The sequence below is a fragment of the Xanthomonas sp. MUS 060 genome (assembly GCF_000963215.1).
Lineage (GTDB): Bacteria > Pseudomonadota > Gammaproteobacteria > Xanthomonadales > Xanthomonadaceae > Xanthomonas_A.
In genome coordinates this window covers 21,726-46,608 of sequence record NZ_JZIM01000016.1, presented here as the reverse complement: position 1 = coordinate 46,608, position 24,883 = coordinate 21,726, and the positions used below count along the sequence as shown (strand labels likewise).

22 protein-coding genes, 1 other RNA gene and 1 pseudogene are annotated in these 24,883 nt (G+C 62.6%); 5 read left to right on the top strand and 19 right to left on the bottom strand.

Annotation, left to right across the window (positions count from 1 at the left end; translation table 11 throughout):
• Positions 1-4: 4 nt before the first annotated feature.
• The 7 genes from XANALMUS060_RS13440 to ubiE form a co-directional block, all read right to left on the bottom strand.
• A complete protein-coding gene (locus tag XANALMUS060_RS13440; protein ID WP_045738857.1) occupies positions 5-724 on the bottom strand; it encodes a hypothetical protein in 720 nt (239 codons plus the stop codon).
• Complete coding sequence (locus XANALMUS060_RS13435; RefSeq protein ID WP_235430495.1) at positions 721-1,734, bottom strand: alpha/beta fold hydrolase; 1,014 nt, start codon at positions 1,732-1,734, stop codon at positions 721-723. The genes XANALMUS060_RS13440 and XANALMUS060_RS13435 overlap by 4 nt, the downstream gene beginning before the upstream one ends.
• 9 nt (positions 1,735-1,743) lie before the next feature.
• Positions 1,744-2,094 (bottom strand): cupin domain-containing protein, encoded by a 351-nt coding sequence (locus XANALMUS060_RS13430; RefSeq protein WP_082065123.1) that lies wholly within the window; start codon positions 2,092-2,094, stop codon positions 1,744-1,746.
• Positions 2,095-2,324: 230 nt separating this feature from the next.
• The gene (locus XANALMUS060_RS13425; RefSeq protein ID WP_045738856.1) at positions 2,325-4,259 is read right to left on the bottom strand and encodes a M1 family metallopeptidase; all 1,935 of its coding nucleotides are present in this window, start codon (positions 4,257-4,259) and stop codon (positions 2,325-2,327) included.
• Positions 4,260-4,344: 85 nt separating this feature from the next.
• On the bottom strand, positions 4,345-5,061 hold the full coding sequence (locus XANALMUS060_RS13420) for an isopentenyl transferase family protein (protein WP_045738855.1): 717 nt from the start codon (positions 5,059-5,061) through the stop codon (positions 4,345-4,347).
• A 400-nt stretch (positions 5,062-5,461) separates the two neighbouring features.
• Complete coding sequence (locus XANALMUS060_RS19940) at positions 5,462-5,647, bottom strand: hypothetical protein (RefSeq protein WP_152640504.1); 186 nt, start codon at positions 5,645-5,647, stop codon at positions 5,462-5,464.
• 556 nt (positions 5,648-6,203) lie between these two features.
• Positions 6,204-6,965 (bottom strand): bifunctional demethylmenaquinone methyltransferase/2-methoxy-6-polyprenyl-1,4-benzoquinol methylase UbiE, encoded by a 762-nt coding sequence (gene ubiE / locus XANALMUS060_RS13410; RefSeq protein ID WP_045738853.1) that lies wholly within the window; start codon positions 6,963-6,965, stop codon positions 6,204-6,206.
• 366 nt (positions 6,966-7,331) lie between these two features.
• Here ubiE and XANALMUS060_RS13405 point away from each other — a divergent pair, with 366 nt between their 5' ends.
• Complete coding sequence (locus tag XANALMUS060_RS13405; RefSeq protein WP_045738852.1) at positions 7,332-8,696, top strand: DUF2252 family protein; 1,365 nt, start codon at positions 7,332-7,334, stop codon at positions 8,694-8,696.
• Positions 8,697-8,996: 300 nt separating this feature from the next.
• On the opposite strand, the gene hslU is transcribed toward XANALMUS060_RS13405, so the two are convergent.
• The 8 genes and pseudogenes from hslU to XANALMUS060_RS13370 all read right to left on the bottom strand — a co-directional run bounded on the left by hslU (position 8,997) and on the right by XANALMUS060_RS13370 (position 16,609).
• Positions 8,997-10,340 (bottom strand): ATP-dependent protease ATPase subunit HslU, encoded by a 1,344-nt coding sequence (gene hslU, locus XANALMUS060_RS13400; RefSeq protein ID WP_152640506.1) that lies wholly within the window; start codon positions 10,338-10,340, stop codon positions 8,997-8,999.
• Positions 10,341-10,545: 205 nt separating this feature from the next.
• Positions 10,546-11,097, bottom strand: a complete 552-nt coding sequence (hslV, locus tag XANALMUS060_RS13395) for an ATP-dependent protease subunit HslV (protein WP_045728376.1) — start codon at positions 11,095-11,097, stop codon at positions 10,546-10,548.
• Positions 11,098-11,380: 283 nt separating this feature from the next.
• A non-coding RNA gene (locus XANALMUS060_RS18740) (sX9 sRNA) lies at positions 11,381-11,457 on the bottom strand.
• A 125-nt stretch (positions 11,458-11,582) separates the two neighbouring features.
• Positions 11,583-12,449: pseudogene (gene xerC, locus XANALMUS060_RS13390) on the bottom strand (tyrosine recombinase XerC); the annotation flags it as partial.
• A 104-nt stretch (positions 12,450-12,553) separates the two neighbouring features.
• Positions 12,554-13,219: a DUF484 family protein gene (locus XANALMUS060_RS13385; protein ID WP_045738849.1), complete on the bottom strand. Its 666-nt coding sequence runs from the start codon at positions 13,217-13,219 to the stop codon at positions 12,554-12,556.
• A complete protein-coding gene (dapF, locus tag XANALMUS060_RS13380) occupies positions 13,216-14,076 on the bottom strand; it encodes a diaminopimelate epimerase (protein WP_045738848.1) in 861 nt (286 codons plus the stop codon). Before dapF ends, XANALMUS060_RS13385 begins: the two co-directional genes overlap by 4 nt.
• Complete coding sequence (locus XANALMUS060_RS13375) at positions 14,063-14,314, bottom strand: lipoprotein (RefSeq protein WP_045738847.1); 252 nt, start codon at positions 14,312-14,314, stop codon at positions 14,063-14,065. The genes dapF and XANALMUS060_RS13375 overlap by 14 nt, the downstream gene beginning before the upstream one ends.
• Before the next feature lie 213 nt (positions 14,315-14,527).
• On the bottom strand, positions 14,528-16,609 hold the full coding sequence (locus XANALMUS060_RS13370; protein WP_200894052.1) for a S9 family peptidase: 2,082 nt from the start codon (positions 16,607-16,609) through the stop codon (positions 14,528-14,530).
• 194 nt (positions 16,610-16,803) lie between these two features.
• On the opposite strand from XANALMUS060_RS13370, the gene XANALMUS060_RS13365 reads away from it, so the two are divergent.
• The gene (locus XANALMUS060_RS13365) at positions 16,804-18,015 is read left to right on the top strand and encodes a pyridoxal phosphate-dependent aminotransferase (RefSeq protein ID WP_045738845.1); all 1,212 of its coding nucleotides are present in this window, start codon (positions 16,804-16,806) and stop codon (positions 18,013-18,015) included.
• Positions 18,016-18,157: 142 nt separating this feature from the next.
• Here the strand turns inward: XANALMUS060_RS13365 and XANALMUS060_RS13360 are convergent, their stop codons facing one another.
• Complete coding sequence (locus XANALMUS060_RS13360; RefSeq protein WP_045738844.1) at positions 18,158-20,269, bottom strand: prolyl oligopeptidase family serine peptidase; 2,112 nt, start codon at positions 20,267-20,269, stop codon at positions 18,158-18,160.
• An 88-nt stretch (positions 20,270-20,357) separates the two neighbouring features.
• The gene (locus tag XANALMUS060_RS13355; protein WP_045738843.1) at positions 20,358-20,636 is read right to left on the bottom strand and encodes a hypothetical protein; all 279 of its coding nucleotides are present in this window, start codon (positions 20,634-20,636) and stop codon (positions 20,358-20,360) included.
• 127 nt (positions 20,637-20,763) lie between these two features.
• On the opposite strand from XANALMUS060_RS13355, the gene XANALMUS060_RS13350 reads away from it, so the two are divergent.
• Both XANALMUS060_RS13350 and XANALMUS060_RS13345 read left to right on the top strand, forming a co-directional pair.
• Positions 20,764-21,354, top strand: a complete 591-nt coding sequence (locus XANALMUS060_RS13350) for a lipocalin family protein (RefSeq protein WP_045738842.1) — start codon at positions 20,764-20,766, stop codon at positions 21,352-21,354.
• A 155-nt stretch (positions 21,355-21,509) separates the two neighbouring features.
• Positions 21,510-21,872: a helix-turn-helix domain-containing protein gene (locus XANALMUS060_RS13345; protein ID WP_045738841.1), complete on the top strand. Its 363-nt coding sequence runs from the start codon at positions 21,510-21,512 to the stop codon at positions 21,870-21,872.
• A 33-nt stretch (positions 21,873-21,905) separates the two neighbouring features.
• Here XANALMUS060_RS13345 and XANALMUS060_RS13340 read toward each other — a convergent pair whose 3' ends face one another.
• On the bottom strand, positions 21,906-22,877 hold the full coding sequence (locus XANALMUS060_RS13340) for a YafY family protein (RefSeq protein ID WP_045738840.1): 972 nt from the start codon (positions 22,875-22,877) through the stop codon (positions 21,906-21,908).
• Positions 22,878-23,070: 193 nt separating this feature from the next.
• On the opposite strand from XANALMUS060_RS13340, the gene XANALMUS060_RS13335 reads away from it, so the two are divergent.
• A complete protein-coding gene (locus XANALMUS060_RS13335; protein ID WP_045738839.1) occupies positions 23,071-23,844 on the top strand; it encodes a DUF481 domain-containing protein in 774 nt (257 codons plus the stop codon).
• A gap of 84 nt (positions 23,845-23,928) precedes the next feature.
• On the opposite strand, the gene hemC is transcribed toward XANALMUS060_RS13335, so the two are convergent.
• Positions 23,929-24,852 carry a hydroxymethylbilane synthase gene (gene hemC, locus XANALMUS060_RS13330; protein WP_045738883.1) on the bottom strand — a complete coding sequence of 308 codons (924 nt, stop codon included), beginning with the start codon at positions 24,850-24,852 and terminating at the stop codon, positions 23,929-23,931.
• Between the last annotated feature and the right edge of the window lie 31 nt (positions 24,853-24,883).

Below are 24,883 nucleotides of genomic sequence, written 5' to 3'. Positions count from 1 at the left end.
CGGCTCAATCCCACCCCGGCATCTGCGCGCCATCCAGCCCGCCAGTCTCGAACACTGCCGTGCGCGTCCCACCCGCCTTCACGGGAAACGTGATCTGCAGGACCGTGGTCTTGCGCGCCAGCTTCCACAGCGCTTTGTTGTCGGTGATGAACATGGCGATGGCTTCGTCGGTCTTCGGGCGGCTCGCCGCAGCGGGACGTGGCGCACCGGCATCGGCCTTCAATTCCACCTTGCAGCCGCTGGCGCAACGGAAATCGCCGGACTGCAGCACCAGGTACGCGCTGCGCTTCCACTCGGGATGATCGCGGAACACCAGTTGCACCGGCTTGGGTCCACTGCCGTCCACGTCCACCTTGTCGCGGCTGTACAGCATCGCCGCGCGCTGCACGCCCTTGCCCACCGGCACCTGCGAATACTGCCAGGCGGCCTGCATGCGCCGCAGTTCGCGCGCGGCCTCGCCCTTGGCCTTGACCTCGGCATAGCCGGGCCGAATGCGTTCGGCAGCAGCGGAGCCGGGATACTGCTGCAGCAATGCGGCGCCGTGGATCCGCGCCAACTCCCAGTTGGCAGATGTGACGGCAGCGGCGTATTGCTTGGCCAGGTCCTCGGCGGCCTGCGCCTTGGCCTGCGCTTGCGCGGCGGCTTGCGCCTTGCGTTCGGCTTCGTGGTCGCCGCAACCGGCCAGGGCAACGGCGCACAGCGCGCCGAGCAGGAGACGTTTCATCGTGGGGTTCCTCGTTGGATCAGGGTCGCGATCGCCTGCGCGACGTCGTTGGGTTTTTCGACAATGGACATGTGGCCGCTGCCCTCCAGCATCACCTGGATCGCCTGCGGCAGGCGCTGCGCGTACAACGCCAACGCACTGACATCGATCACCGCATCCTGCACGCAGTACAGCAGCAAGACCGGCTGACGGATCGACGCGGCCTCCTCGAACGGCAGAAACGCCTCTTCGCCGCGACCGATCCGCGCCAGTACCTGCTGCTCGAAATCGGCCTCTTGGCGGCGCCAGGCAACCACCACCGGCACCGCCCATGCCGGGATGCGCGGTTTGCTACGCTCAAGCACGAATGCGGTCTCGATGTAACGGCGCAGCGAGGCGGCATCGTGCACTGCGAACGGGTTATGACCTTCCAGCACCGTCTGGCCGAAGGCGTTGTCGGCAAAACGCACGCCGGCCGCATTGAGCAAACCGACGCGGTCAAATCGTGCGGGATGACGCGCGGCGGCCAACGCGGCGATGCCGCCGCCCATCGAATGTCCAATCAGCACGCACTGGCTGCCGGCACGGCGGACGCAATGCGCGGCGAATGCGGCGACGCGTTCGGCCTGCGCGAGGAAACCATAATCTTCGCCGGCAATGCGCTGGCTCTCCGCCCAGCCAGGCAGATCGGGGATGATCAGGTGATAACGCGTCCCCAGCACACGCGCCAGCGGTAGCCAGTTTTCCTTGCTACCCGTGAAGCCGTGCAGCAGCAGCAGGGTCGGTGCGGCGGGATCGGACGCGGCGCGTTGCAGATACGTCCAGCGGTGCCCGGCAACCTGCGCCTGACACCGTTGCAATCCAGTGCCGCAACACTGACGCCGGCCTTCCAGGCGCAGCAGCAGGAATGGCTTGTGCCACAACAGCAACGCAACACCTGGCAACAGCAGCAACACAACGGCCAGCACGGTGAACAGCACCCACGGCCACATCATCATCGACGCCATGAAAGAACCAGGAAGCAACAGCATGCCATGCGCTCAGGCCGCCGCGTCGGCTTCGCCAAGATGGATCGCCAGCCAAACGGTGGCATGGTCGAGGTCGGTGAAGGTCACCCAGTGCGGCGTATCGGCGGGGATGAACACATAGTCGCCTGGCGCAAGCGAGATTTCCTGGTCGTGCACGAGCACCCGCGCGCGGCCACTCAGTACCATCACCCATTCATCGTGCGCTTGCAGATAGGGCGCGTCCTTGGGCGTGGTTTGCCCATGCGAGACGATGCGTTCGATGCGACAGCCGGAGCGCTTGAGCAGCTCGGTGAAGACTTCACCGCCAGCGGCATCCGGCAGCGGCGTCAGCAGCTTCCCGAACGTGGTACAGAGATCGGTCATGTCAGGGCATTCTCCTCGGCAGATGCCAGCCGGTCCAGCAAAGCTGAACCTGGGAGCGGAGGACCAAGACGACGGCAAATGCCGGAGCGTCGGGTCGGCAGGCGGACGAAGGTCAAGCACGCATGGACGATGAGGCCATCGGCATTTGCCGAGGATAGCGCGAATGCCCAGCGCCGGGATCACCCCGGCGCCGCGCGCACCCACCGACACCGTCTGCGGGCGCTACCAGTTCAATGCGCGACTGCGTCGGCCTTGGCCTTGGCTTTGTCCAGCATGTCCTGCACCGACACCGTGGTGATCGGATGGTATCCAGGCTTGGCCTGGGCGAAGACCTGCTCGGCGAACGCCAGGCCGTCCGGGGTCTTCACCAACTCCGCGTAGATCGGCAGGATCAGCCGACGGCGACCGATGCGGGCGATGAATTGCCCAGCGGCCGGGCGCGCGTCGAGGTCGCCGCTGCGGATGGCCAGCGGGTACCAGCGCATCGCGATCTCGCCGTTCGGTGTACCGGTGAAATGGTAGGCCGCGTCGAGCTGCTTGATCTGTTCCGGACTGAGTACAGGCGGCAGGCCACTGAGGAAACGCACCCATTCCTGCGTGCTCCAGGCATCGGTGATCTGCTTGCCCGGCAACGTGCCACTACCATTCCAGGCGATGCGTGCGGTGTCGACCATCGTGAAATTGCGTGAGCGCGCTTTCTGCGCGAAAGCGGGAATACCCGGCTCGTCCAGCCACGCATGCAACTCCTTCTCACTCACCACGCCCGGCTTCTTGGCCAGCAGATGGGTTTTCAGATAATCGACGAATTGGTCGGTGTTGGCACTCTGGAAAGCGTGGTCATCGAACCAACCGCGCAGGAACGCATCGAACGTGTCGCGACCGAAACGTTGCTCCAGAAATTGCAGGAACCAAGCACCTTTGACATAGGCAATCTGACTCAGAGCATCGTCTGGATCGCGCTCGGTCAGCGCTGGCAGCGCCAGCAGTTGGTCGGCCGGACGCATGCCCTGCAGATCGGCCAGTAAATCGGTTTGGTCGATCTGGCGCTCCATCTCGGCCGCTTCGGCACCGTACAGCGCTTCGGTGATGCGTGCCTGTACATAGGTGGTGAATCCTTCGTTGAGCCAGATGTCTTTCCAACTGGCATTGGTCACCAGGTTGCCGGACCAGCTATGCGCCAGTTCGTGCGCGATCAGCGACACCAGCGACTTGTCGCCGACAATCACGGTCGGCGTGGCGAAGGTCAGACGCGGATTCTCCATGCCACCGAACGGGAACGACGGCGGTAACACCAGCATGTCGTAGCGGCCCCAGCGATACGGGCCGTACAGCGTCTCGGCGGTGACGATCATTTTTTCGGTGTCTTCAAATTCCTTGGCCGCCTTGTCGGCCATCGCCGGTTCGGCCCACATGCCAGAGCGTGCGGAGATCGGCTTGAACACCAAGTCACCAGCGGCGATGGCGAGTAGATAAGACGGGATCGGCTGCGGCATCTTGAACGTGTAATCGCCGTCGCGCACCGCGTTCGGATCGTTGTCGGCGCTCATCAGCACCATCACGTCAGGACGCGAGACCACATGCGCGCTGTAGGTGAAACGCACGCTCGGCGTGTCCTGCAACGGCACCCACGAGCGTGCGTGGATGGCTTGCGACTGGCTGAACATAAAGGGCAGCTTTTTGCCCTCGGTCATCGCCGGCTCCAGCCACTGCAAGCCGGAGGCAGTGGCGGAGGTGTGATAAGCGATGGTGATCTTCTGTGGCCGGTTGGGCGCTTCGATCGTCAGCTTGCTGCCGTAGATCGCATTGGCCGGGGCCAGCGCGTACTGCAGCGGCGCCAGATCGCCCTTGCCATCGTCGGCCTGCACCTTTTCGATGGTCAATTCACGGGTATCCAGGACCAGTTGCTTGGCGTTGCGATCCTTCCAATCCAAGGTATAGGTTGCGGTACCACCGATCTGCTTGTGGTCGAAATCCAGCTTGAGATCCAGCACCAGATCCTTGATGACGACCTTGGACGGCTCGGCATACGAGGTCTCGTCGTGGCTGCGATCCACGCGCGGCGCGGCGGCAGGCGTTGCGGGAGCGGCGGCGGCAGGCGCCTGTTCATTGGAACAGCCCGCCATGCCGATCGCGACAGTCAAGGTCAACAGCAAGGGAGATCGCATACAGGCCACCGCATCGGGCAAAACCGGATTCTAACGCAGCCTCGCCCGCACGCCGTGCGATGCCCGATTGGCGCAAGCCACCGCGTTACGTCGATAACTCCTGTGCTTGCCAGCTCGCCGGCAACGCCAGGAAATCGCGCTCCTGCCATTGCGCATGTTCAAGATATTCCTCGGCAATGCCACGAATCAGGCGCTGCTTCATCTCATCTCCCATGGACAGCAGCTCGGCGACCGGCAAATTCCAGTGTCGCGCGAAACGGATCGCATACCGATATCCGTCGACATCCTCGAGGATCGGGCGCAGCGCAGGATCGGGCCATAGCGCCACCAGTTCTTCCAGCAGCGAGGAGCGCTCCTGCTGCCTGCGCAGCATCTGCTCGACGCGGCGCAGCGCCCTGTCGAGGAACGCGTCAGGATCGCCCAAGCGTAATCTGCACGAATGCCACTGCCAACCGCTCGCCCAGTGCGGATCGGCAATCATCCGATTGATCAGTGAAATCGACCCACCCTCCAGAATCACACCACCAGCAGCACGGTGCCGCTCGACCATGTCCTTGAGTAAGGCGTGCGCCTCATCCGCTGCGATGATGCCCTCGCGCACCGCGCGCGAAGCGAGATAGATCCTGCGGGTGCCACGCAGCTCTGGCGACAACGGACGCCCGCTGCCGGTCGCCAGTTCGGGATAGCACTGAATGCGATCCAGCGCGATGACCGGCCATCCGGTTTGCTCGGCCAACGCCACGGCGAGCGCAGTCTTGCCGCTGCAAGTCGGCCCCCAGATCAAATGCAACGTCCCGCTCATCGCCCGCCAGCCTCTTTCAGGCATGGCCTGTGCGTAAGCGCATCGCCCGACCGGGCACAGGTGTGCATGTAGTTGGCAATCAAGTTGGCCGCATGCTCACGGATTCCCTCTCTCCAACCCGAGGAAAGCATCAGACCACTACGCTGCTCCTCGGCGTGCATATAAGGTGTTTCCCATTCGATCCGGACAGCAGCGCCGGTGCATTCCTCAAGCATCCGACCCAGCGCTTGCCCTTCGCAGCGATACAGAAGACACGTTCGCACGCCTTGCCGTACTAGTGCATTGAAACGCTCGGCTCGTGCGATTAAAACGTCCCCCGCCACCAACGGCATGGACGAATAATAGCAAGCGATATCGAGGGAGCGAAAGCACGGATCGGATTGTGCATCGCCATCGCATATCAAAAAAAACGATTGCCACTGGCAAGGCTAAATTTCAGCAGGCCGGTCTGCGGCATACCCAGCATCAACGGTGTTAACTGGCCGCACAAGGCCGTGAATTCGATGTCCTCGAAACAACCGAGGACATCCATCAATGCCAGCCATTCAAAGGTATCGCAGCTACCGCATGCAGGAGAAATCGCCATTCGTCACCAACCATCTCGATGAATATAGAAAGAAGAAACTTATTGCGGAACGCTTCAGCCAAAACAGCTTGAACACCATGCTGAGAAAGCTATTCTTCAAAAAGATTCATTTCAAAATCATGAAATCGACTCACAACCTCGCGGCAATCTCCATAATTGCTTAGAGTTGCTAAAAACGTCGCCATTCGCTTTCGGGTGGGGGGCTGACAACGTACAAGAGCCGCAGTGTACAAAGGATGAGGATTTCCTAACGCTGCTCGCATACCGTGCGGCGACAACGGCGTCGTTTTGTTAGCGACTCTTAAATGCGTTGACCGATGACGCGTGAATCATCCAGAGACTGTACAACTCATCGATCCGATGCAAATTCAGCAACATTAAAATTTACATGGCGATAACAGGGACGACCGACCGTAAGCCAACGCATCCGCCAAGACTCAAACGGTGGAGCCGATGTTCGGCGGTCCGGCCAATACCCTGCATGCCTTCTGGATGCACAACTGCGCACGCATCCGCCACAGCGACGCGACGCATCCGCCACCAGCAAATGATAGGCTCAGATCTTATAGCCGGAATGGATCGCCACGATTCCACCCGTCATATTCTTGTAGTGACTGCGGGCAAAGCCGGCCGCTTCCATCATCGCTTTCAACGGCTCCTGCGGCGGATGCTTGCGGATACTTTCAGCCAGGTACTGGTAGCTCTCGGCATCCTTGGCGAACAATTTACCCAGCCGCGGCAGCACCTTGAACGAGTGGAAGTCGTAAAGCGGCTTGAACCAATCGACGGTGACCTCGGAGAACTCCAACACCCGCACTTGTCCGCCAACCTTGAGGACACGGTACATCTCGCGCAATGCCGCGTCCTTGTCGGTCACGTTGCGCAGACCGAAGGCGATGGTGACCAGATCGAAGCACTGGTCCGGGAACGGCAGCGCCTCGGCATTGCATTGCACATACTCCAGGCCAGCCACCAGGCCACGATTGGTCAGCCGGTCGCGCCCCACCGACAACATGCCGGCGTTGATGTCGCCCAGCACCACCGCGCCGTCGCTGCCGACGCGCTCCTTGAGCAGCGCGGCGATATCGCCAGTGCCGCCCGCCAGATCAAGGACGCGGTCGCCCGGTTTGACCTGGGCAGTGGCCACAAAATAACGCTTCCACACCCGATGAATGCCAAGACTCATCAGATCGTTCATCAGATCGTAATTGCCCGCGACCGAGGTGAACACCTCACCGACCAGCTTTTGCTTGTCCTTGGCGGCAACGTCGCGGAAACCGAAATGGGTCGTACCAGTGGTGTAAGGAGATTCGCTCATGCCCGGGATTATCGCACTGCCAGCCGTTCTATGGTGGTCGTGGCGTTGACAAGATCGGCACCTTGGCAATCCGGCCGATGTGACACGGCCCCACCCCACGCAGTTGCCGACACGCCCCCTGAGCACTCTGGACCTGATGTGACGCAAACCACAGCCGGATGTGCGTCATGGACCGCCCGTCCTGCAAGCAATGGCTCTCATGCCGGGACAATCGCTGCGCGCCGTACCGCTGCACATCCATCCCAACGCATCTTTCACTTTGCAACGCCAGAACGCGACAGATACCACCCCAGACACACCATATTCATCCGCAGGCAACTTCCTGCGTGATCGAATGAATTTCCCTGTACACGCTGGAGATTCACGATGTCAACTCGCCTACCATTGTATTTATTCATCGGCATGACCCTCGCTACAAGCAGTTGCAATGCGCTGACGGCAAGCAAACGCGACACCTGGGTCGTACAGCAGATCTACAACGACAACCATCCCTATGCCGCGCAACACGGCGAACTGGATACCAAGATGGCGAAGATGGCAGCAAGCGCCTACGCCTTCTACCGCGGCACCGACACCATCTTCTATCACGACATGAAGCGCTTGCCGTGTTCGCCGTGGACATCTCCGCAGACCAGCTACACCTGGCTCAACGGCGACGCGCACATCAACAACTTCGATGCCGCACGCGACAGCAACGGCGTGACCGCCTTCAAACTTTCCGACTTCGACGAAGGCCATCTCGGCCAGTACATCTGGGACCTGCGCCGGCTGGCGACGAGCATGGTGCTGGCCGGGCGCGACAACGGCTTGTCCGACAGCGACATCGGCGATGCGATCGACACCATGGTCGGCGCCTATATGGACAAGATGCGCCAGTTCAGCAGCAGCGATGCGGAAAAGACCTTCCAGTTGACCAAGGACAACACCAGCGGCGCCGTCGCCAAGATCATCGAAAAGGCCGATGGCAAAAGCCGCAGCAAGTTACTGTCCAAGTACACCGAAGTCAGCGGCGGCAAGCGCAGCTTCCAAACCTTGGACAATTTGGTCGCCGTGGACAATGCCACCACGACGGGAGTCGCAGAGGCAATGCATGGCTACATCGACTCGATCGCCGCCTCCAAACGTTATCCCTCCAGCTACTACACGATCAAGGGCGTGCGGCAGAAGCTGGGCTCTGGCGTCGGCAGCCTCGGCCGACTGCGTCTGTACGTGCTGATCGAAGGCCCCACGACGTCCATCGACGATGATGTCATCCTGGAATGGAAGCAGGAAGCGACCAGTGCGGTGGCAATCGCCGCGCCATGGCAGATGCCCGCTTCCACCTACGACGACAACGAAGGCGCGCGCGTGGCGCTCACCGCCAAGGCACAGACCATCGCCCCCGACGTACTGATCGGCTACGCCAGCGTCAACGGCACGCCGTTCTACGTGCACGAAAAATCGCCGTTCCAGGAAGACTTCGACCCGAGCATGCTCAACAGCACCGACACGCTCACCACCGCAGCGACCTATATGGGCCAGGCGCTGGCTTCGGCACATGCGCTAGCAGACCGGGACAACAACCCCAAGGTGGTGCCTTACAACATCGACAAGCAAATCGACAAAGCCGTCACCAGCACAAGCGGGCTGAAGTGGGAGCTGCGCCGGTTCGCATTCGATTATGCCGCGCAGGTGCAATTGGATTGGCAATCCTTCGTGGCCGCGTACAAGGCAGGGACACCGCTGTACTAGGAATCGCTAACAAGACGACTGCCTCGCCGCCAGACGGACGCGGGCAGTGCTCGGAATCCTCATACACCCTGCACACTGCGATTGCTGAGCGCTGTCCGCACCCACCCGACAGCGACTGGCGACGTGTTGTTAGCCACTCTAATAGCGCGCTCACACAGCGGTGTCGCCACGCAAACGCCAGGGATCGGCAAGATGCACACCATCGGACCTGCCCGCACTGCGAGACAGCGGGCAGCAGCGCACGCCATCGTGCAACAGGCGTTCTTGCGACCGCTTGCAGCGGCTTGCGCCGCGACACGGTTACAAGATGTAGCGACTCAGATCCGGGTCTTGTACCAGCTCGCCCAGGTGTGCATCGACATAGCCAGCATCCACGGTGACACTCTCGCCGTCACGGTCGGGCGCTTCGTAGCTCAGCCTGTCGAGCAGGCGCTCGAGCACGGTATGCAAGCGCCGCGCGCCGATGTTCTCCTGACGCTCGTTGACCAGGAACGCGATTTCGGCGAGACGGGCGATTGCATCGTCGGTGAAGCGCAGGCTCACGCCCTCGGTCAGCAACAATGCTTCGTATTGCTTGATCAGCGCGGCCTTCGGCTCGGTGAGGATACGAATGAAATCGTCCTTTGACAGCGCCGACAACTCCACCCGGATCGGAAAGCGCCCCTGCAACTCCGGGATCAAATCGCTGGGTTTGGCCAGATGGAACGCACCCGAAGCGATGAACAGGATGTGGTCAGTCTTGACCGTGCCGTACTTGGTGCTGACGTTGGAACCTTCCACCAGCGGCAACAAATCGCGCTGCACTCCCTCACGCGAGACGTCACCGCCAGACACGCCGGCTTCGCCGCGTTTGGCGACCTTGTCGATTTCGTCGATGAACACGATGCCATGCTGCTCGCAGGCATCGATCGCCGCGTCACGCACATCGTCCTCGTTGACCAGCTTGCCGGCTTCTTCCTCGATCAACAGCGGCCGCGCCGCTTTGATAGTGAGCCGGCGCGACTGCGACTTGCCGCCGCCGAGGTTGGAAAACATGTGCCGCAACTGCTGCCCCATCTCCTCCATGCCTGGCGGGGTCATGATGTCCATGCTGACGTTGACCGGCACGTCCAGTTCGATCTCACGCTCATCCAGCTCGCCGGTACGCAACATGCGCCGGAACTTGCTGCGCGTGTCGCCGTCCTGTGCCGATGGTTCTTGGCGCGCGAGGTCCGGATCAAAACCGATGCCGGTGCTGCGCCGCGGCAGCAGTGCATCCAGGATACGCTCCTCGGCAGATTCCTCCGCCTGGGTCCGCACGCGGGTCTTGGCCTGTTCGCGATACAGTTTGACGGCGGTATCGGCCAGATCACGCACGATCTGCTCCACGTCCTTGCCGACGTAGCCGACTTCGGTGAAGCGGGTGGCCTCGACCTTGACGAACGGCGCATTCGCCAACGTCGCCAGACGCCGCGCAATCTCGGTCTTGCCGACGCCGGTTGGGCCGATCATCAAGATGTTCTTCGGCATCACTTCGTCGCGCAGCGCATCGGGTAACTGCATGCGTCGCCAACGGTTACGCAGGGCGATTGCCACTGCGCGCTTGGCGTCGTGCTGACCGACGATGTGGCGGTCCAACTCCTGCACGATCTCGCGCGGAGTCATGGCGGCGGCGGCGGATTCGATCTTGTGCGACATGGATGTACTCACGAATGACATTGGGATATCGGCACACGCGACGCTGCGCCTGGCTCACCACGCCCTGCGCACGGCGTGCAACCGACCGATGTGGGAAGAAGCTGCGCAAGAATGCCGCACACGCCACAGCATGGATCCGATGGCATCGAGGCAAACCGATGGCGCATGCCGATCACAGCTCTTCGACCACCACGTTGCGGTTGGTATAGATGCAGATGTCACCGGCAATGTTCAACGCCTCCACCGCGATGGTTCTGGCGTCAAGGCTGGTATGGCCGAGCAGCGCGCGCGCAGCCGACAAGGCATAGGAACCGCCTGAGCCAATGGCAATGATGCCGTCCTCCGGCTCGATCACATCGCCGGTGCCGCCGATGATCAGCGAGGTTTCCCGGTCGGCCACCGCCAGCAACGCTTCGAGCTTGCCCAGGCGGCGCTCGGTGCGCCAGTCCTTCGCCAACTCCACTGCCGCGCGGGTCAGTTGGCCGTGCTTTTCCAGCTTGGCCTCGAACAGTTCGAACAAGGTGAAGGCATCGGCGGCGGCACCGGCGAAACCAGCCAGCACCTGGCCGTCGCGACCGAGCCGGCGCACCTTGCGGGCATTACCTTTCATCACAGTATGGCCCAACGTCACTTGGCCGTCGCCGGCGACGGCGACACGGCCATCGCGGCGCACCGACAAAATCGTGGTGGCGTGGAACACGTTGGGGTTCTGACTGGGGTCCATACGGCCTCCGAAGCGGTGACTGAGTTGTGGGGGCGGGCGACACCGGGTTCAAGCGCTGCCGCTGCCGTCCACGTGCCCGCACCACGGCAATCCACCGACACGGCAATACCCACGCCGACAATCATGCCCAGCCCTGAGCCAGAACTGCGCGTACAACGCATCGTGCCCCTTACTCGCACTCACTCGCGATAGCGAGGCCACCGCCGCGCACCCACACGACGGAAAGGAATCGACAACACCCCCACTCGCACAATGGCATCGCTGCGTCACTGCTGCTTAGAGCGGCTCACAATACGTCGCGAGTCGCTGTCGGCTTGGCGCGAACAGCACACAGGAACCGCAGTGTCCACGTGGGGACATGAAGATTCCGAGCACTACCGCGCCCGTCCAACGGCAACGCAGTGGTTTGTTAGCCGCCCTTAACTACCGCAGCATGCTTGATCGCATGCTTGCGCCACATCAGCGGTAGCGCCGACATGCAGCGCTCAGGATTTGCGTTTGGCGCGCGGATGCGCGGCATCGTAGACCTTGGCCAGGTGCTGGAAATCCAGATGGGTGTAGATCTGCGTGGTGGCAATGTCGGCATGGCCGAGCAATTCCTGCACTCCACGCAAGTCACCGGAAGATTCGAGAATATGGCTGGCAAAGCTGTGTCGCAGCATGTGCGGATGCACATGCTTGAACAGCCCCTGGCGAGCGGCCAACTGCTTGATCCGGATCTGCACCGCGCGCGCGCCGATCGGCGCTCCGCCACGGCCAGGAAATACCGGTGCGGCGGCATCGGCGCAGTGCTCTGCGCGCCACTGCGACAGCGCCTTGCGCGCATGCGAGCCAATCGGCACCAAGCGTTGTTTACCGCCCTTGCCATGCACGCTGACCAGACCACTGGCGGCATCCAGGTCGCGCCAGCGCAACGCGCACAGTTCGCTCAGGCGCAAGCCGCAGGAGTAGAACAATTCCAGCAAGGCCCGATCACGCATGCCCAGTGGCACGTCGGTGGGAACTTCGACCAGGCGCACGGCCTCGTCGGCATCGAGTACCTGCGGCAACTTGCGCGGGGCCTTCGGTGCACGCAACGCCGCGGCCGGACTGGCCTGGAGATGACCATGCTTGAGCAGCCAGACATAGAAACTGCGACAGGCCGACAGACGCCGCTGCAGGCTCTTCGGCGACAAGCCGCGGCGATGCTCGGCGGCGATGAACTGACGCAGTTGTTCGGCAGCGAGCAACGCCGGATCGCCCAACATGTGATCCGCCGCCCACGTGGTCAGCGCTGCCAGATCGCGGCGATAGGCATCCACCGTATGCGCGGACATCCGGCGCTCGACCTGGAGATAGGCAAGAAACTCGACGACGCGACATGTCGCGGAAGAGGCGGCATGAGCAACAGCCGCATCGGCTACCGCGCCAGGGCGACTCGCGCGCGTTCCGCGTTTGGCCTTTGTCGCCGCCACTGTCATCGCTGCAGCGCCACCACCAGCGCCTCGCCCATCATGCGCAAGAACAATGTCCCCATGCCGGGATAGAAGCGATTGGGATCGCGGCTACCGACCGCGATCAGGCCCAGAGCAGGCAGCGGCAGCAATGCGGTGGATTGCACGGTATCGATCCGCTCGGCGTACAGCAACGCCTGTTTTTCCGGTTGCAGGCGTCCGCAGATCGGCTCGCCATCCTTCAGGCAATCGTGGAACGGCGCCAGACGCGGATCGTCCTGCGCCACGATCTGCAACCACGGCGCCTGCTCCAGGCCGGGTAACGGTTGCAGCAACACGATGCTGACCAGATCGCCGTGAAAATCTTCCTGCAACGACGCCGCCATCGCGCGCACGCTGTCGGCGGCGCTGGCTTGTCGCATCAGCGCCAGGGTCAACTGATGGGTACGCACCGCCAGACGTTCGTTGACCTGCGCGTTGGCGGCCAATTCGGCCAGGCGTCGCGACAACTCGCGATTTTTGTCGCGCAACACTTCCAACTGGTAACTCGCCAACGACGCGGTCGGGCCATCATCGCGCGGCACCACCAGGGTCAGCGCCAGATCCGGAAACTGCTTCAGAAAGCTCGGATGACGGCGCAACCATGCCGCGACTTCGTGTGCACCGATCTTGTCCAGACTCTCGCTCATTGAATCCACTCTCCATCGAAAACGAACGCGGCAGGCCCCGACATCACCAGCGGCGCGGTAGCGTGCGGCCATTGCACACGCAACTCGCCGCCGGGCAAGGCCACACGCACATCGCGATCCACACGACCACGCTGCATCAACACCGCCGCCGCCGCGCAGGCGCCGCTGCCGCAGGCCAGCGTTTCGCCGACACCGCGCTCGTATACGCGCAGGCGCAGGCGAGCGCGATCGATCACTTGCACGAAACCAACATTGACCGAATCCGGAAACGAGGCATGCTGCTGCAATCGCGGCCCCAGCCGTTCGACTGGCGCGGCATCGACCAGGCTCACTTCCAGTACCGCATGCGGATTCCCCATCGACACCGCGCCGAAACGCACGCTCTCACCGTGCATCGGCAGCAGATATTCGTCCTGCGCATGCGCAAAACCGATCAGCGGCACGTCTTCCGGAGCAAAGCGTGGCACGCCCATCGCCACGGCGAACTGGCCATCGTCGCAGCGTTCGATGTGGTGGATTCCGGCGGGACTCTCGATGACGAAGCCATCGCCGCTGGCGCTGCCGTCGCGCACCAACCACGCGGCCACGCAACGCGCACCATTGCCGCACTGCCCAGCGGCGCTGCCATCGGTGTTCCAGATACGATAACTGGCCAGCGCCGCCGCGTTGCGCGCGGGCTCGATGGTCAGGATCTGATCGCAGCCGATACCGAAGTGACGATCGGCCAGACGCACCGCCAACGCGGCATCCGGCGGGGAACTGCCATCGCGCAAATCGAGCACCACGAAATCATTGCCCGCACCCTGCATCTTGGTGAAGCGCAGGCTCGCGCCGCGACTGGCCTCAGCCTTTTCCATCGACGGAGGGGCCGCTGAGGTTGGTCGGTTGCGAGGATTGACCGTCGGCCGGGGTGGACGGAGCAGCGGGGTCGGCGCTTGCTGGCGGCGTGGCCTCGGGCGCGGCGGCTGGCGTGACCTCCACCGGCACCGGCTTCTGCGGCATCACCAGCGGACCCTTGTTGCCGCATCCGGCCAGCGCGAGCAGCACGGCAGCGGCCAGGACGATACGGATCGAATGAGAGGACAATGTGCTCATCTGCCGAGTATAGCCACACCGGCATGAATCTGGCTGCGCCGCCTTGCCGCGTTCACCGCGCGCGCGCAGGCGCGATCACGCCACAGTCCATCGTGCGGCGACTACCGATGCCACAGCAGTCACCGCACGCACCGCACCCTCGTCAACGCCGCCATCCAGATGTGACGACATCCGCGCCTCCAAGCCCTATCGGCTCACAGCACCACGCGCGCCTCACTTCGCGACGTGCTCCACACCCAACTGATCGAGCACGAACGCGTAGGATTCGGCCAATTCACGATAGCGGCGGAACCGTCCGGATTTGCCGCCGTGGCCGGCCTCCATATTGACCCGGAATAGGATCGGCCGCGTGCTGGTATCGTCCTGGCGCAGCTTGGCCACCCACTTGGCCGGCTCCCAGTACTGCACTTGCGAATCCCACAAGCCGGTGCCGACATACATCGCCGGATACGCCTGGCGCTTGACGTTGTCGTAGGGCGAGTAGCTGAGCATGTAGTCGTAATAGGTCTTGTGCTCGGGATTGCCCCACTCGTCGTATTCGTTGGTGGTCAGCGGGATACTCGGATCGAGCATGGTGGTGACCACATCGACGAACGGCACCTGCGCCACCAGCACGCGGTAGTCCTGCGGTGCCATATTCGCCACCGCGCCCATCAACAGACCGCCGGCACTGCCGCCGCCGGCAGCGACACGGTCAGGCGCCGCATAGCCTTGCTTTACCAGCGCGCGAGTCACGTCGATGAAATCGTTGAAGGTGTTTTTCTTGTGCAACAACTTGCCTTGATCGTACCAGGCGCGCCCCATTTCCTGACCACCACGGATGTGAGCGATGGCATAGACCACACCACGGTCGAGCAGGCTGACCGCAGGCAGATTGAAGCCGGGGTCGGTGGATATGCCGTAGCTGCCGTAGGCGTACTGGTACAGCGCCGCGCGACCGTCCTTCTTGAAGCCCTTCTTGTAGACCAACGACACCGGCACCTTGACCCCGTCGCGTGCGGTGATCCACAAGCGTTCGGTCTGGTATTTACTGGCGTCGTAACCGATCACTGGCTGCTGCTTGAGCAGTTTGCGTTCACCGGTGCGGGTATTGAGTTCATAGACCGTGACAGGCGTAGTCAACGAGGTGTAGCTGTAACGCAGCAGCGGGGTGTCGGGTTCGGAGTTGACCGACAACCCCATCGAATACGCCGGCTCGTCGGCCTTGACGTATTCCTCCTTGCCGTCGGCGAAGTGCAGGCGAATCCGCTCCAGGCCATCGGAGCGCTCGGCAATGGCAGTAAAACCATCGAACAACGCAAATTCTTCGATGAACACGTTTTCGTCGTAAGGCAGCCAGGGCTGCCACTGCGTGCGCGCAGTCGCGCCGTCGGGCGCGCTCATCAGCGCGTAGTTCTTGGCCTTCCAGTTGGTGCGGATCACCCAGCGTCCATGGAAATGGTCGGCGTGGTATTGGACATCGCGCTCGCGCGCAGCCAGCACCACGAAGTGTTGCGGATCGGCGGCGGACGCATAGCGCTGCTCGGACGACACGGTGCTTTCCATGGTGATGACAATGTACTTGTCGTCGCGGGTACGCCCCAAACTCAGGTAGAAACTATCGTCTTTTTCCTCGTAGACCAGTGCATCCTGGGTCGTCGGCGTCCCCAGCACATGCTTCTTGACCCGCACACTGAGCAAGGTTTCCGGATCGTTCTCGATGTAGAACAGGGTCTTGTTGTCGTCGGCCCAGACCACATCCGGCGATACACTCGGAATGCGGTCGGCATACACCTCGCCCGTGTCCAGGTTCTTGAAGCGCACGACGTACTGACGACGGCCGACCTCGTCTTCGGTCCAGGCCAGCAGGCGGTTGTCATGGCTCACCTGAGTATCGCCCACGTTGAAATATCCCTTCCCCGCGGCCATCGCATTGACGTCGAGCAGAATTTGCTCGGGCGCATCCATGCCGCCCTTGCGCCGCGCATAAATCATATAGTCCTTACCGCTCTCATAGCGGCCGTAATACCAGTAGCCACGCTCGCGATACGGCACGGTACTGTCGTCCTGCTTAATGCGACCGACGATCTCGGTGTATAGCGTGTCTTCCAGCGGCTTGAGCGGCTTGAGCACATGATCGGCGTAGCCGTTCTCGGCATTGAGATAGGCCAACATCTTCGGGTTTTCGCGGGTGTCGTCGCGCAGCCAGTAATAGGGGTCCTGACGCACCGCGCCGAACGGCGCCTTGACCGCATGCGGATGCTTGGCCGGATGGGGAGGTGTGACATCGGAGGCAGAGGCGAAAGAAGTCGTCATGAAGATGAGGAAGCACGCTAGCAAAGGACGATGGGACATGTAATTGGGCTAAGGCGACGGAAACGCAATGGCAGGTCGCCCGGCCGGAGGAGACGGCATGGTGCGATAGCAGCCGAGTCTCTCCATAACGCCGCATGCTGGCAAGTCCACGACGATCGTTTCAGACACCCTGACCATCAGCTACCATCGCCAGCATGACTCCCTTGCCCGGCGAAACCCCTGCGTCGCCACCGACTGGACCGCAGTACAGCCAGCGCAGCCGCGAGATCGCACCGTTCTACGTGATGGCACTGCTGGCGCGGGCCAACGAACTGGAACACGCCGGCCACGATGTGATCCATCTGGAAATCGGCGAGCCGGACTTCACCACCGCCGCGCCAATCGTCGCCGCCGGTCAGGCTGCGCTCGCCGCCGGCCACACCCGTTACACCGCCGCACGGGGATTGCCAGCTTTACGCCAGGCCCTGGCGAATTTCTACCAACAACGCCACAACATCGACCTGGACCCGGCGCGAATCCTGATCACCCCCGGCGGCTCTGGTGCGCTCCTGCTGACCAGCGCACTGCTGGTCGATCCTGGCAAACACTGGCTGATGGCCGACCCATGCTACCCCTGCAACCGGAACTTTTTGCGTCTAGTGGAAGGCAACGCGCAATTGGTCCCGACCGGACCGGACAGCGACTACCAGCTAACGCCGGCATTACTGGAACAGCACTGGAACCCTGCCTGCATCGGTGCGCTGACGGCCTCGCCGGCCAACCCGACTGGCACGCTATTGTCGCGCGCCGAGTTGGCCGCGCTGGCACAGGCGCTGCGCGCACGTGGCGGTCACTTTGTCGTGGACGAGATCTACCACGGCCTGAGTTACGGCATCGACGCGCCCAGCGTGCTGGAGGTCGACGATGACGCCTACGTCCTCAACAGTTTCTCCAAGTATTTCGGCATGACCGGCTGGCGTCTTGGCTGGCTGGTGGCACCGCGCGCAGCGGTACCTGCACTGGAGAAACTGGCGCAGCACTTGTACATCAGCGCATCCAGCATTGCACAACAGGCGGCGCTGGCGTGCTTCCATCCCGAGACTTTGCAGATCCTGGAAGCACGTCGCGCCGAATTCGCACGGCGCCGCGATTACCTGTTACCGGCATTACGCACACTCGGCTTCCGCATCGACGTCGAGCCGCAGGGCGCGTTCTATCTATATGCCGACGTCGGCGCGTTCACCGACGATGCACAAGCGCTCTGTACGCACTTGCTGGAAACCGAGCATGTGGCGTTCACCCCCGGAGTGGATTTTGGCCACCACCGCGCCCACCAACACGTGCGCATCGCCTACACGCAAAGCCTACCGCGGCTGCAGGAGGCAGTTGCGCGAATGACGCGCGGACTGGCGCAATGGCAGCGCTGAGCCACCTGTACGCCGTCGGCGCCTGCGACACGAACGCAGCACTCCGGCGTGGTGCGTTCGTGCGGCTGCGTCCGCATGACTTTCACCACTGAGAGAGAAACACACAGGTCCGCCACCTGGTAGACAGCGGACCACAATGCTCTCACTTGGCAAGATGCTCCCACAGGAAACTGTAGGCCAACGCCTGCTTGTGCGCGGCCTGCGCATTATTGGCCGCACCGCCGTGACCGCCTTCGACGTTCTCGTAGTACGTCACGTCCTTGCCTGCATCGAGCATCTTCGCCGCCATCTTGCGCGCGTGACCCGGATGCACACGGTCGTCTCGGGTGGAGGTGAGGAAAATCACCGGTGGATAGGTCTTCTTGGGATCGAACAAGTGGTACGGCGAGAAGGTCCGAATGAATGCCCAATCGTCGGTATCCGGGTTACCGTACTCGGCCATCCACGAGGCGCCGGCCAGCAGGTGGCTGTAGCGCTTCATGTCCAGCAACGGCACTTGCACGACCACCGCGCCGAACAACTGTGGGTACTGCACCAGCATGTTGCCGGCCATCAGCCCGCCGTTGCTGCCACCTTGCACGCCCAGGTGCTTGGCCGAGGTGATCTTGCGTGCGACCAGATCCTGCGCGACCGCCGCCATATCCTCATAAGCCTTGTGCCGGTTCTGCTTCAGCGCCGCCTGATGCCAGCGCGGGCCATATTCGCCACCGCCACGGATGTTGGCCAAGGCGTACACCCCCCCCCGATCGAGCCAGGCGCGGCCCAAACTGCCCGAGTAAAATGGCGTCATCGATACCTCGAAGCCACCATAGCCATACAACAGGGTCGGATGGCTGCCATCGCGCTTGAGCTGCTTGGACAGGACCAGAAAATACGGCACCTTGGTGCCATCTTTGGACACCGCGAAATGCTGCTCGACCTCCTCCTTGGACGCATCGAAGAAACTCGGCATTGCCTTGAGCGTTTCGATGCTCTGCGGACCACGCTGCACATCGGCCAGCATCAGCGTGGTGGGGGTGAGGAAGTCGGTGGAAATCAGCCAAACCTGATCGTTTTCGTCGGCATCGACCGCTTCGACATTAATGCTGCCGAACGCCATCTTGCCCACCGGAAACGGCGTGCGTTCCCACGCGCCCTCGCCCGGCGTCAGCACCCACAGTCGGCTCTTGACGTTGTCGAGAACGTTGAGCACCAACCGCGACTTGGTCCAGGCGAAGGACTCCAGCGACGCCGTCTCGGTCGGCGCGAACAGCACCTGGAAGACACGCTTACCCGCCATGAAATCATCGAACCTGGTCACCAGCAGTGCACCGGCCGGATACGTGGTGCCATCGACGGTCCACGGATCACGTAATTGCACGGTCAACCATTGCCGGTACACATTTTTGGCCGCCGAATTGGGTACATCGATCTTGCGTAACCCACCGTCGGCATGGGGATCACGCAGATACAACTCGTCATTGTAAAAAGCCAACGCGCGGGAAACGACATCGCGCTCGTAACCGGGCGTGTCGTCGTGCTTGGCGTTGACTGACATGTCCTGCGGCTTGCCCTCGTACACCAACGTCGCGCTGCGCATCGGGGTGCCGCGCTTCCATTGTTTGACGATGCGCGGATAGCCAGACGAGCTCATCGACCCGGGACCGAAGTCGGTGTAGACGTAGACCGTGTCGATATCAATCCAGCTCATGGCACCCTTGGCCTCGGGTCGGTAGAAACCGTCCTTGACCCACTGTTTGGTGCCCAGGTCGAACTCACGGGTGACGCCCGCATCGGCACCGCCGCGCGACAGCGCGATCAGACAGCGGCGGTACTGCGGGCGCAAACAATCGGCGCCATGCCACACCCAGTTCTCGCCTTCGGCTTTGTTCAACGCGTCCAGGTCCAGCACCGTCTCCCACTTCGGCTCGGGCTTGCGGTACTCCTCCAGGGTAGTACGACGCCACAGGCCACGCTCATGCTCACGGTCCTGCCACAGGTTGTAGTAGTAAGGGCCGATCTTCTCCACCCACGGGATCTTGGCATCGGAATCCATCACCTGGCGGATACTGGCTTCTGTCGACTTGAACGCCGTGGTGTCAGCCAGCCGCGCCTCGGTCTTGGCGTTCTGCGTCTTGACCCAGTCCAGCGCCTTGGCACCGGTGACATCTTCAAGCCAGGCATAAGGATCTTGGGACATTGCGGGTTCCTTGGCGGCAACGGAGCCGGCCGTGAGCAAAGCGACGAGCAAGCAGGCCTGCGCGAGAGGCGACATGGGCGATGGGATCCTGGAAAATGGCAGCGCACCGTAGCATGCGCCATCGCGATCTCTCCCCTGCCGAAGGTCAGGCCACGCTGGGAGGCTAGCGCACCGGCACGCGCCGCCGCGCCTGCACGCGCGACCTGGCCCGCATCCAGGCCAACAGCGGCCGCAGCGGCATCGGGAATCGGTGCAACGCCCACCAAGCGCTCAGCGGCATGCCCAACAACCACAGCGGTCGCCAGCCCAACCATGCGCTGTCCCCGCGCGCGGCGGGCCACACCGCGACCATGACGAGCCCGACCAGCATCACCTGCCGCAGCAGGCGACACAGGCCCGGATGCGGGACATGGACCCGACCTGAAACGGCGATATTCTGCATGACGGTGACTCCTGTAATGACAAGGCGCGCAGGGTGCCGCGATCACATCTCAAGGACTGCGACGCACTATTGACACGCCGGAAGGGCACAATCCATTACGCTCGACCCTACCTCTCGGAACTCCCCCATGCGCCTACTTGCTCTGTTTGCCTCCGTGTTGCTGCTCGGCATCCTCGCCCCTGCGTCGACAGTGCGGGCAAAGTCACAAAGCCCGCAGGAGCAGGAAACAGCGCAACCGCCCATCGATCTGCAGCGCTTCATGGGCCGTTGGTACGTGATCGCGCATATCCCATACTTCGCCGAACGCGGCCATGTCGCCAGCAGCGACGAGTACACGCTCAAGGACAATGGCAAGATCGCCGTGCGCTACCAGTACCGCAAAGGCTTCGACGAGCCGCTCAAGGAAATCACGTCTCACGCCACGATCAACGAAGGAACCAGCAACCATCGCTGGACCACCTGGTTCTTCGCCGTGCTGCCCACCAAGTACCGCATCCTGGAAGTGGCGCCGGACTATTCCTGGGCGCTGATCGACTATCCCGGACGCGATCTGGCCTGGGTATTCGCACGCAATCCAGACATGAGCCAAAAGCAATACCGCGAATTGGTGGACAAAATGGATCATCAATACGGGATCAACACCGACAAGCTCCTGCGCGTGGCGCAACGCCGCGAGCAGGTCGGACGGCTTGGCTTCGAGGTCCCGCAAAAGCCCTGAGCGTCCCGGCACTCAACGATCACCTGCCGCTCAGCGAAGTCGACGGCGCTGCTCGTATGATCGGGAGGCATTCCCCCACAGACAGGTGCATCCCCTTGGACAGCGTACTTCCCGAATCTCCCCACAACCCAGCCCGCTCCTCCACCAACCCGGCGATGCTACGCGGACAGGTGTTCGCGCAGAACTGCCCCTCCCGCGCGATACTGAGCCACGTGACCAGCCGCTGGGGCGTGCTGGTGTTGGTGGCGCTGAGCAAGGGCACGCACCGCTTCGGCGACCTCCGCCGCAGCCTGGAGGGAGTCAGCGAAAAGATGCTGTCGCAGACTTTGCACGCGCTGGAAGCGGACGGATTCGTGCAGCGCACCGCCTACCCAGTGGTACCGCCGCATGTGGAGTACACCCTGACTCCGATCGGCGAAGAGATGGCCGTGCATGTGCATGCACTGGTCGACTGCATCGAGCGCAACATCGGCACCATCCTCAGCAACAGCGCCGTCGCACACGCCCTTCCGGAATAGCCCAACAGGGCGCGGCCACCGATGCTGGCCGGCTCAATCGTCGCTGTAATTGCTCAATGCCAGCGCGAGCAGCGCCTTGGCCTGCTCGCGCAACGAGCGCGGCTCGACGATCTCGGCATCGGAACCATAGTGCAACACATCCATCAGCAACTCGCGCGAGACGCTGTAGGGTACTTTCAGTTCGTAGCGGCCATCGGGCAAAAATCGCCCCTGTTGCTTGGAGTGCCAGTGCTCGTCGGCCACCCAGCGCGCCGCCTTGGGGCTGAACACGATCGTCGCCCAACCCTTGGGCGCACCGGAGAAAATCCCATAGCTGGATGAAAGCTGCGAATCCAGTTCCGCGTCGGCGACGTCCTGTGCCGGCTGATCGAGCAATCGCGCATGATTGATACGGTCCACCGCGAAACTGCGTACCGCGTCGCGGCCATGGTCCCAGGCATCCAGGTACCAGTTGTCGCGGTAGTGGGTGATGCGCTGTGGCGAAACGTTACGCTTGGTCGATTCGTCGGTGGAACGTGCGCGGTAGTCGAACGAGAGCCGCTTACGCTCCAGCACGGCCGAGGCAACCGTGCGGAAGCTGGCCTCGTCGAGTTTGCGACCGCGATGCGGAATCACCCGCACCCGCTCCACCGGCCATTGGGTCACCCCGGCCTGCGCGGCGAGCAGGCTTTCGATCCGTTGCTGCAACGGCGCCAGCACCGAGGACAATACTCCGCCACCCGTGCGCGCCAGCAACTGTTGCGAGGCCAGCAGCGCATGCAATTCCTCGGAACTCAGCCAAAGTCCCGGCAATTCGAAACGGTCGCTTTCGGCGGATTCGTAGCGGAAACCCGCTTCACCATCGCCCTCGACGGGCGCCATCAGCGCATCGCGCAGAAACGCCAGATCGCGGTAAACCGTGGCGCGGGAACAGCCCAGTTCGTCCTGCAGCCGCGCCACCGTCACCGGGTAGCGCGCGGACTTGAGCTGGCGGTGCAGTGCATTGATGCGTTCGTAGCGGTCCATGCCCCAATTATGTCTGAGTCCGAGGCTGAAAACGCCAGCTGCAGCGCAGCCCGCCAGCCCCAGCCCCAGCCCCAGCGACCGAATCGATCATGCAGTACGTGACCAGGATGTGATGTGGATCCGGTATGATGAAATCGTTTCCAACTCGTTAGCCGAAAGCTGCGTCCCGCCCCCCACCTGCTGAGAGAAGCTCATGTCCCGCCGTGCCTCCATCGCATCCACCATCGCCTCATTGCTGCTGAGCACGTCTTCGGCATGGGCCGCTGACACGGATCCGGCCAGCTCGCCTTGGAGCGGATCGGGTGAACTGGGCATCGCGTCCTCGCACGGCAACAGCTCGAACGAGAGCATCAACGGCAGGTTCAAGGGCCAATACGTGGACGGCGACTGGATCCACAGCCTGGACTTGTTCGCGCTACGCGCCAGCGCCGAGTACACCAACACCAACGCGGACGGCACAATCACACGCTTGCGCCAGACCACCTCCAACCGCTACACCGGCAGCGCCGGCAGCGCGTTGCAACTCGGCGAGCACCGTCAACTGACCGCCTCCCTACGCTACGAACGCGACGACTTCGCCACCTACGACCGACTGGGCACGATTGGTATCGGCTACGGCACGCGGATCATGGATGGCGACCACAGAAGCATCGACGTACAGATCGGCCCCGGCGTGCGCCGCGCCCACGACGCGGCGCAGGATCGCACCGAAACCGGGCTGATCGGCCGCGGCCTGGTCGATTTCAAATATCGACTCACCCACAACACCGAACTGGGCAACACCCTGCTGGTCGAATCGGGCGCCTACGACACCTTTGCCCAGAACGACCTGGGCATCTCGGTGAACATGAACGAGCGCCTGGCACTCAAAGCCGCTTGGCAAGCACGCTACAACAGCGTCGTCAGCGTCGGAAAAGAAAAAACCGACACGCTGACGACGGTGAACGTGGTGTACAAGTTCAAATAAAACCCGCGATTGGGCAGTCACTGCGTCGCAGGCGGCATCAGGCGACAGCGGATGGATACCTGCTCGTGCGGCAATAGCACACGTTCAAGTCGCTCGGTCGATGTCGAGCAATGCGCCAGCGCCAGCACTGAGCAGGGCATCGGCCACGGCCTGACCCAGTGCCTGAGGATCCTGTGCGCTGCCCTGTAACTGCGCGCGTACCAGGCGTCCGTCGGCAACATCACCGACCAACCCCTGCAACAGCAGATCCTCGCCCCGCCACTGGGCGAAGGCCGCGACCGGAACGTGACAACTGCCGTGCAGCGCGCGGTTCATCGCCCGCTCGGCCTCCACGCAGGTACGCGTCGCGGCATCGTCCAGCACGGCGAACAACGCCCGTGCCCCGGTCGCGTCCCGGCGGCATTCCAGCGCGATCGCCCCCTGCGCCGGGGCCGGCAGCCAGTCCGGGGCCTGCAGCCGCTGAGTGATGCGAGGCTCCAGACCCAGCCGCTGCAGGCCGGCACAGGCCAGTACGATCGCGTCGTAATCCGCATTGTCCAGCTTGGCCAGACGCGTGTTGACGTTGCCGCGCAGGTCCAGCAGTTGCAGGTCCGGACGCCACGCGCGCAGTTGCGCCTGCCGGCGCAACGACGAGGTTCCCACACGGGCACCGAGCGGCAGCGCATCCAGTGCCGCGTACAGATTGGAAATCAGTGCATCGGCCGAATCGGCACGCGGCAGAATCGCCGGCAGCACGAACGGCGGCTCCAATTCCATCGGCACATCCTTGAGCGAATGCACCGCGCAATCGGCTTCACCGCGCAGCATCGCCAGCTCCAATTCCTTCAGAAACAACCCTTTGCCGCCGATTGCCGCCAACGAGCGGTCCAGCACTTCGTCGCCGCGTGTGCTCATCGGTACAAGCACCACCTCAAGTTGCGGGTGCGCGCGCCGCAGGCAAGCGGCGACATATTCGCTCTGCCACAGGGCGAGCGGACTCTTGCGAGTGGCGATACGCAGGATCTTCATCCGCGCATTATCGCGGAAAGCCGGCATGCGC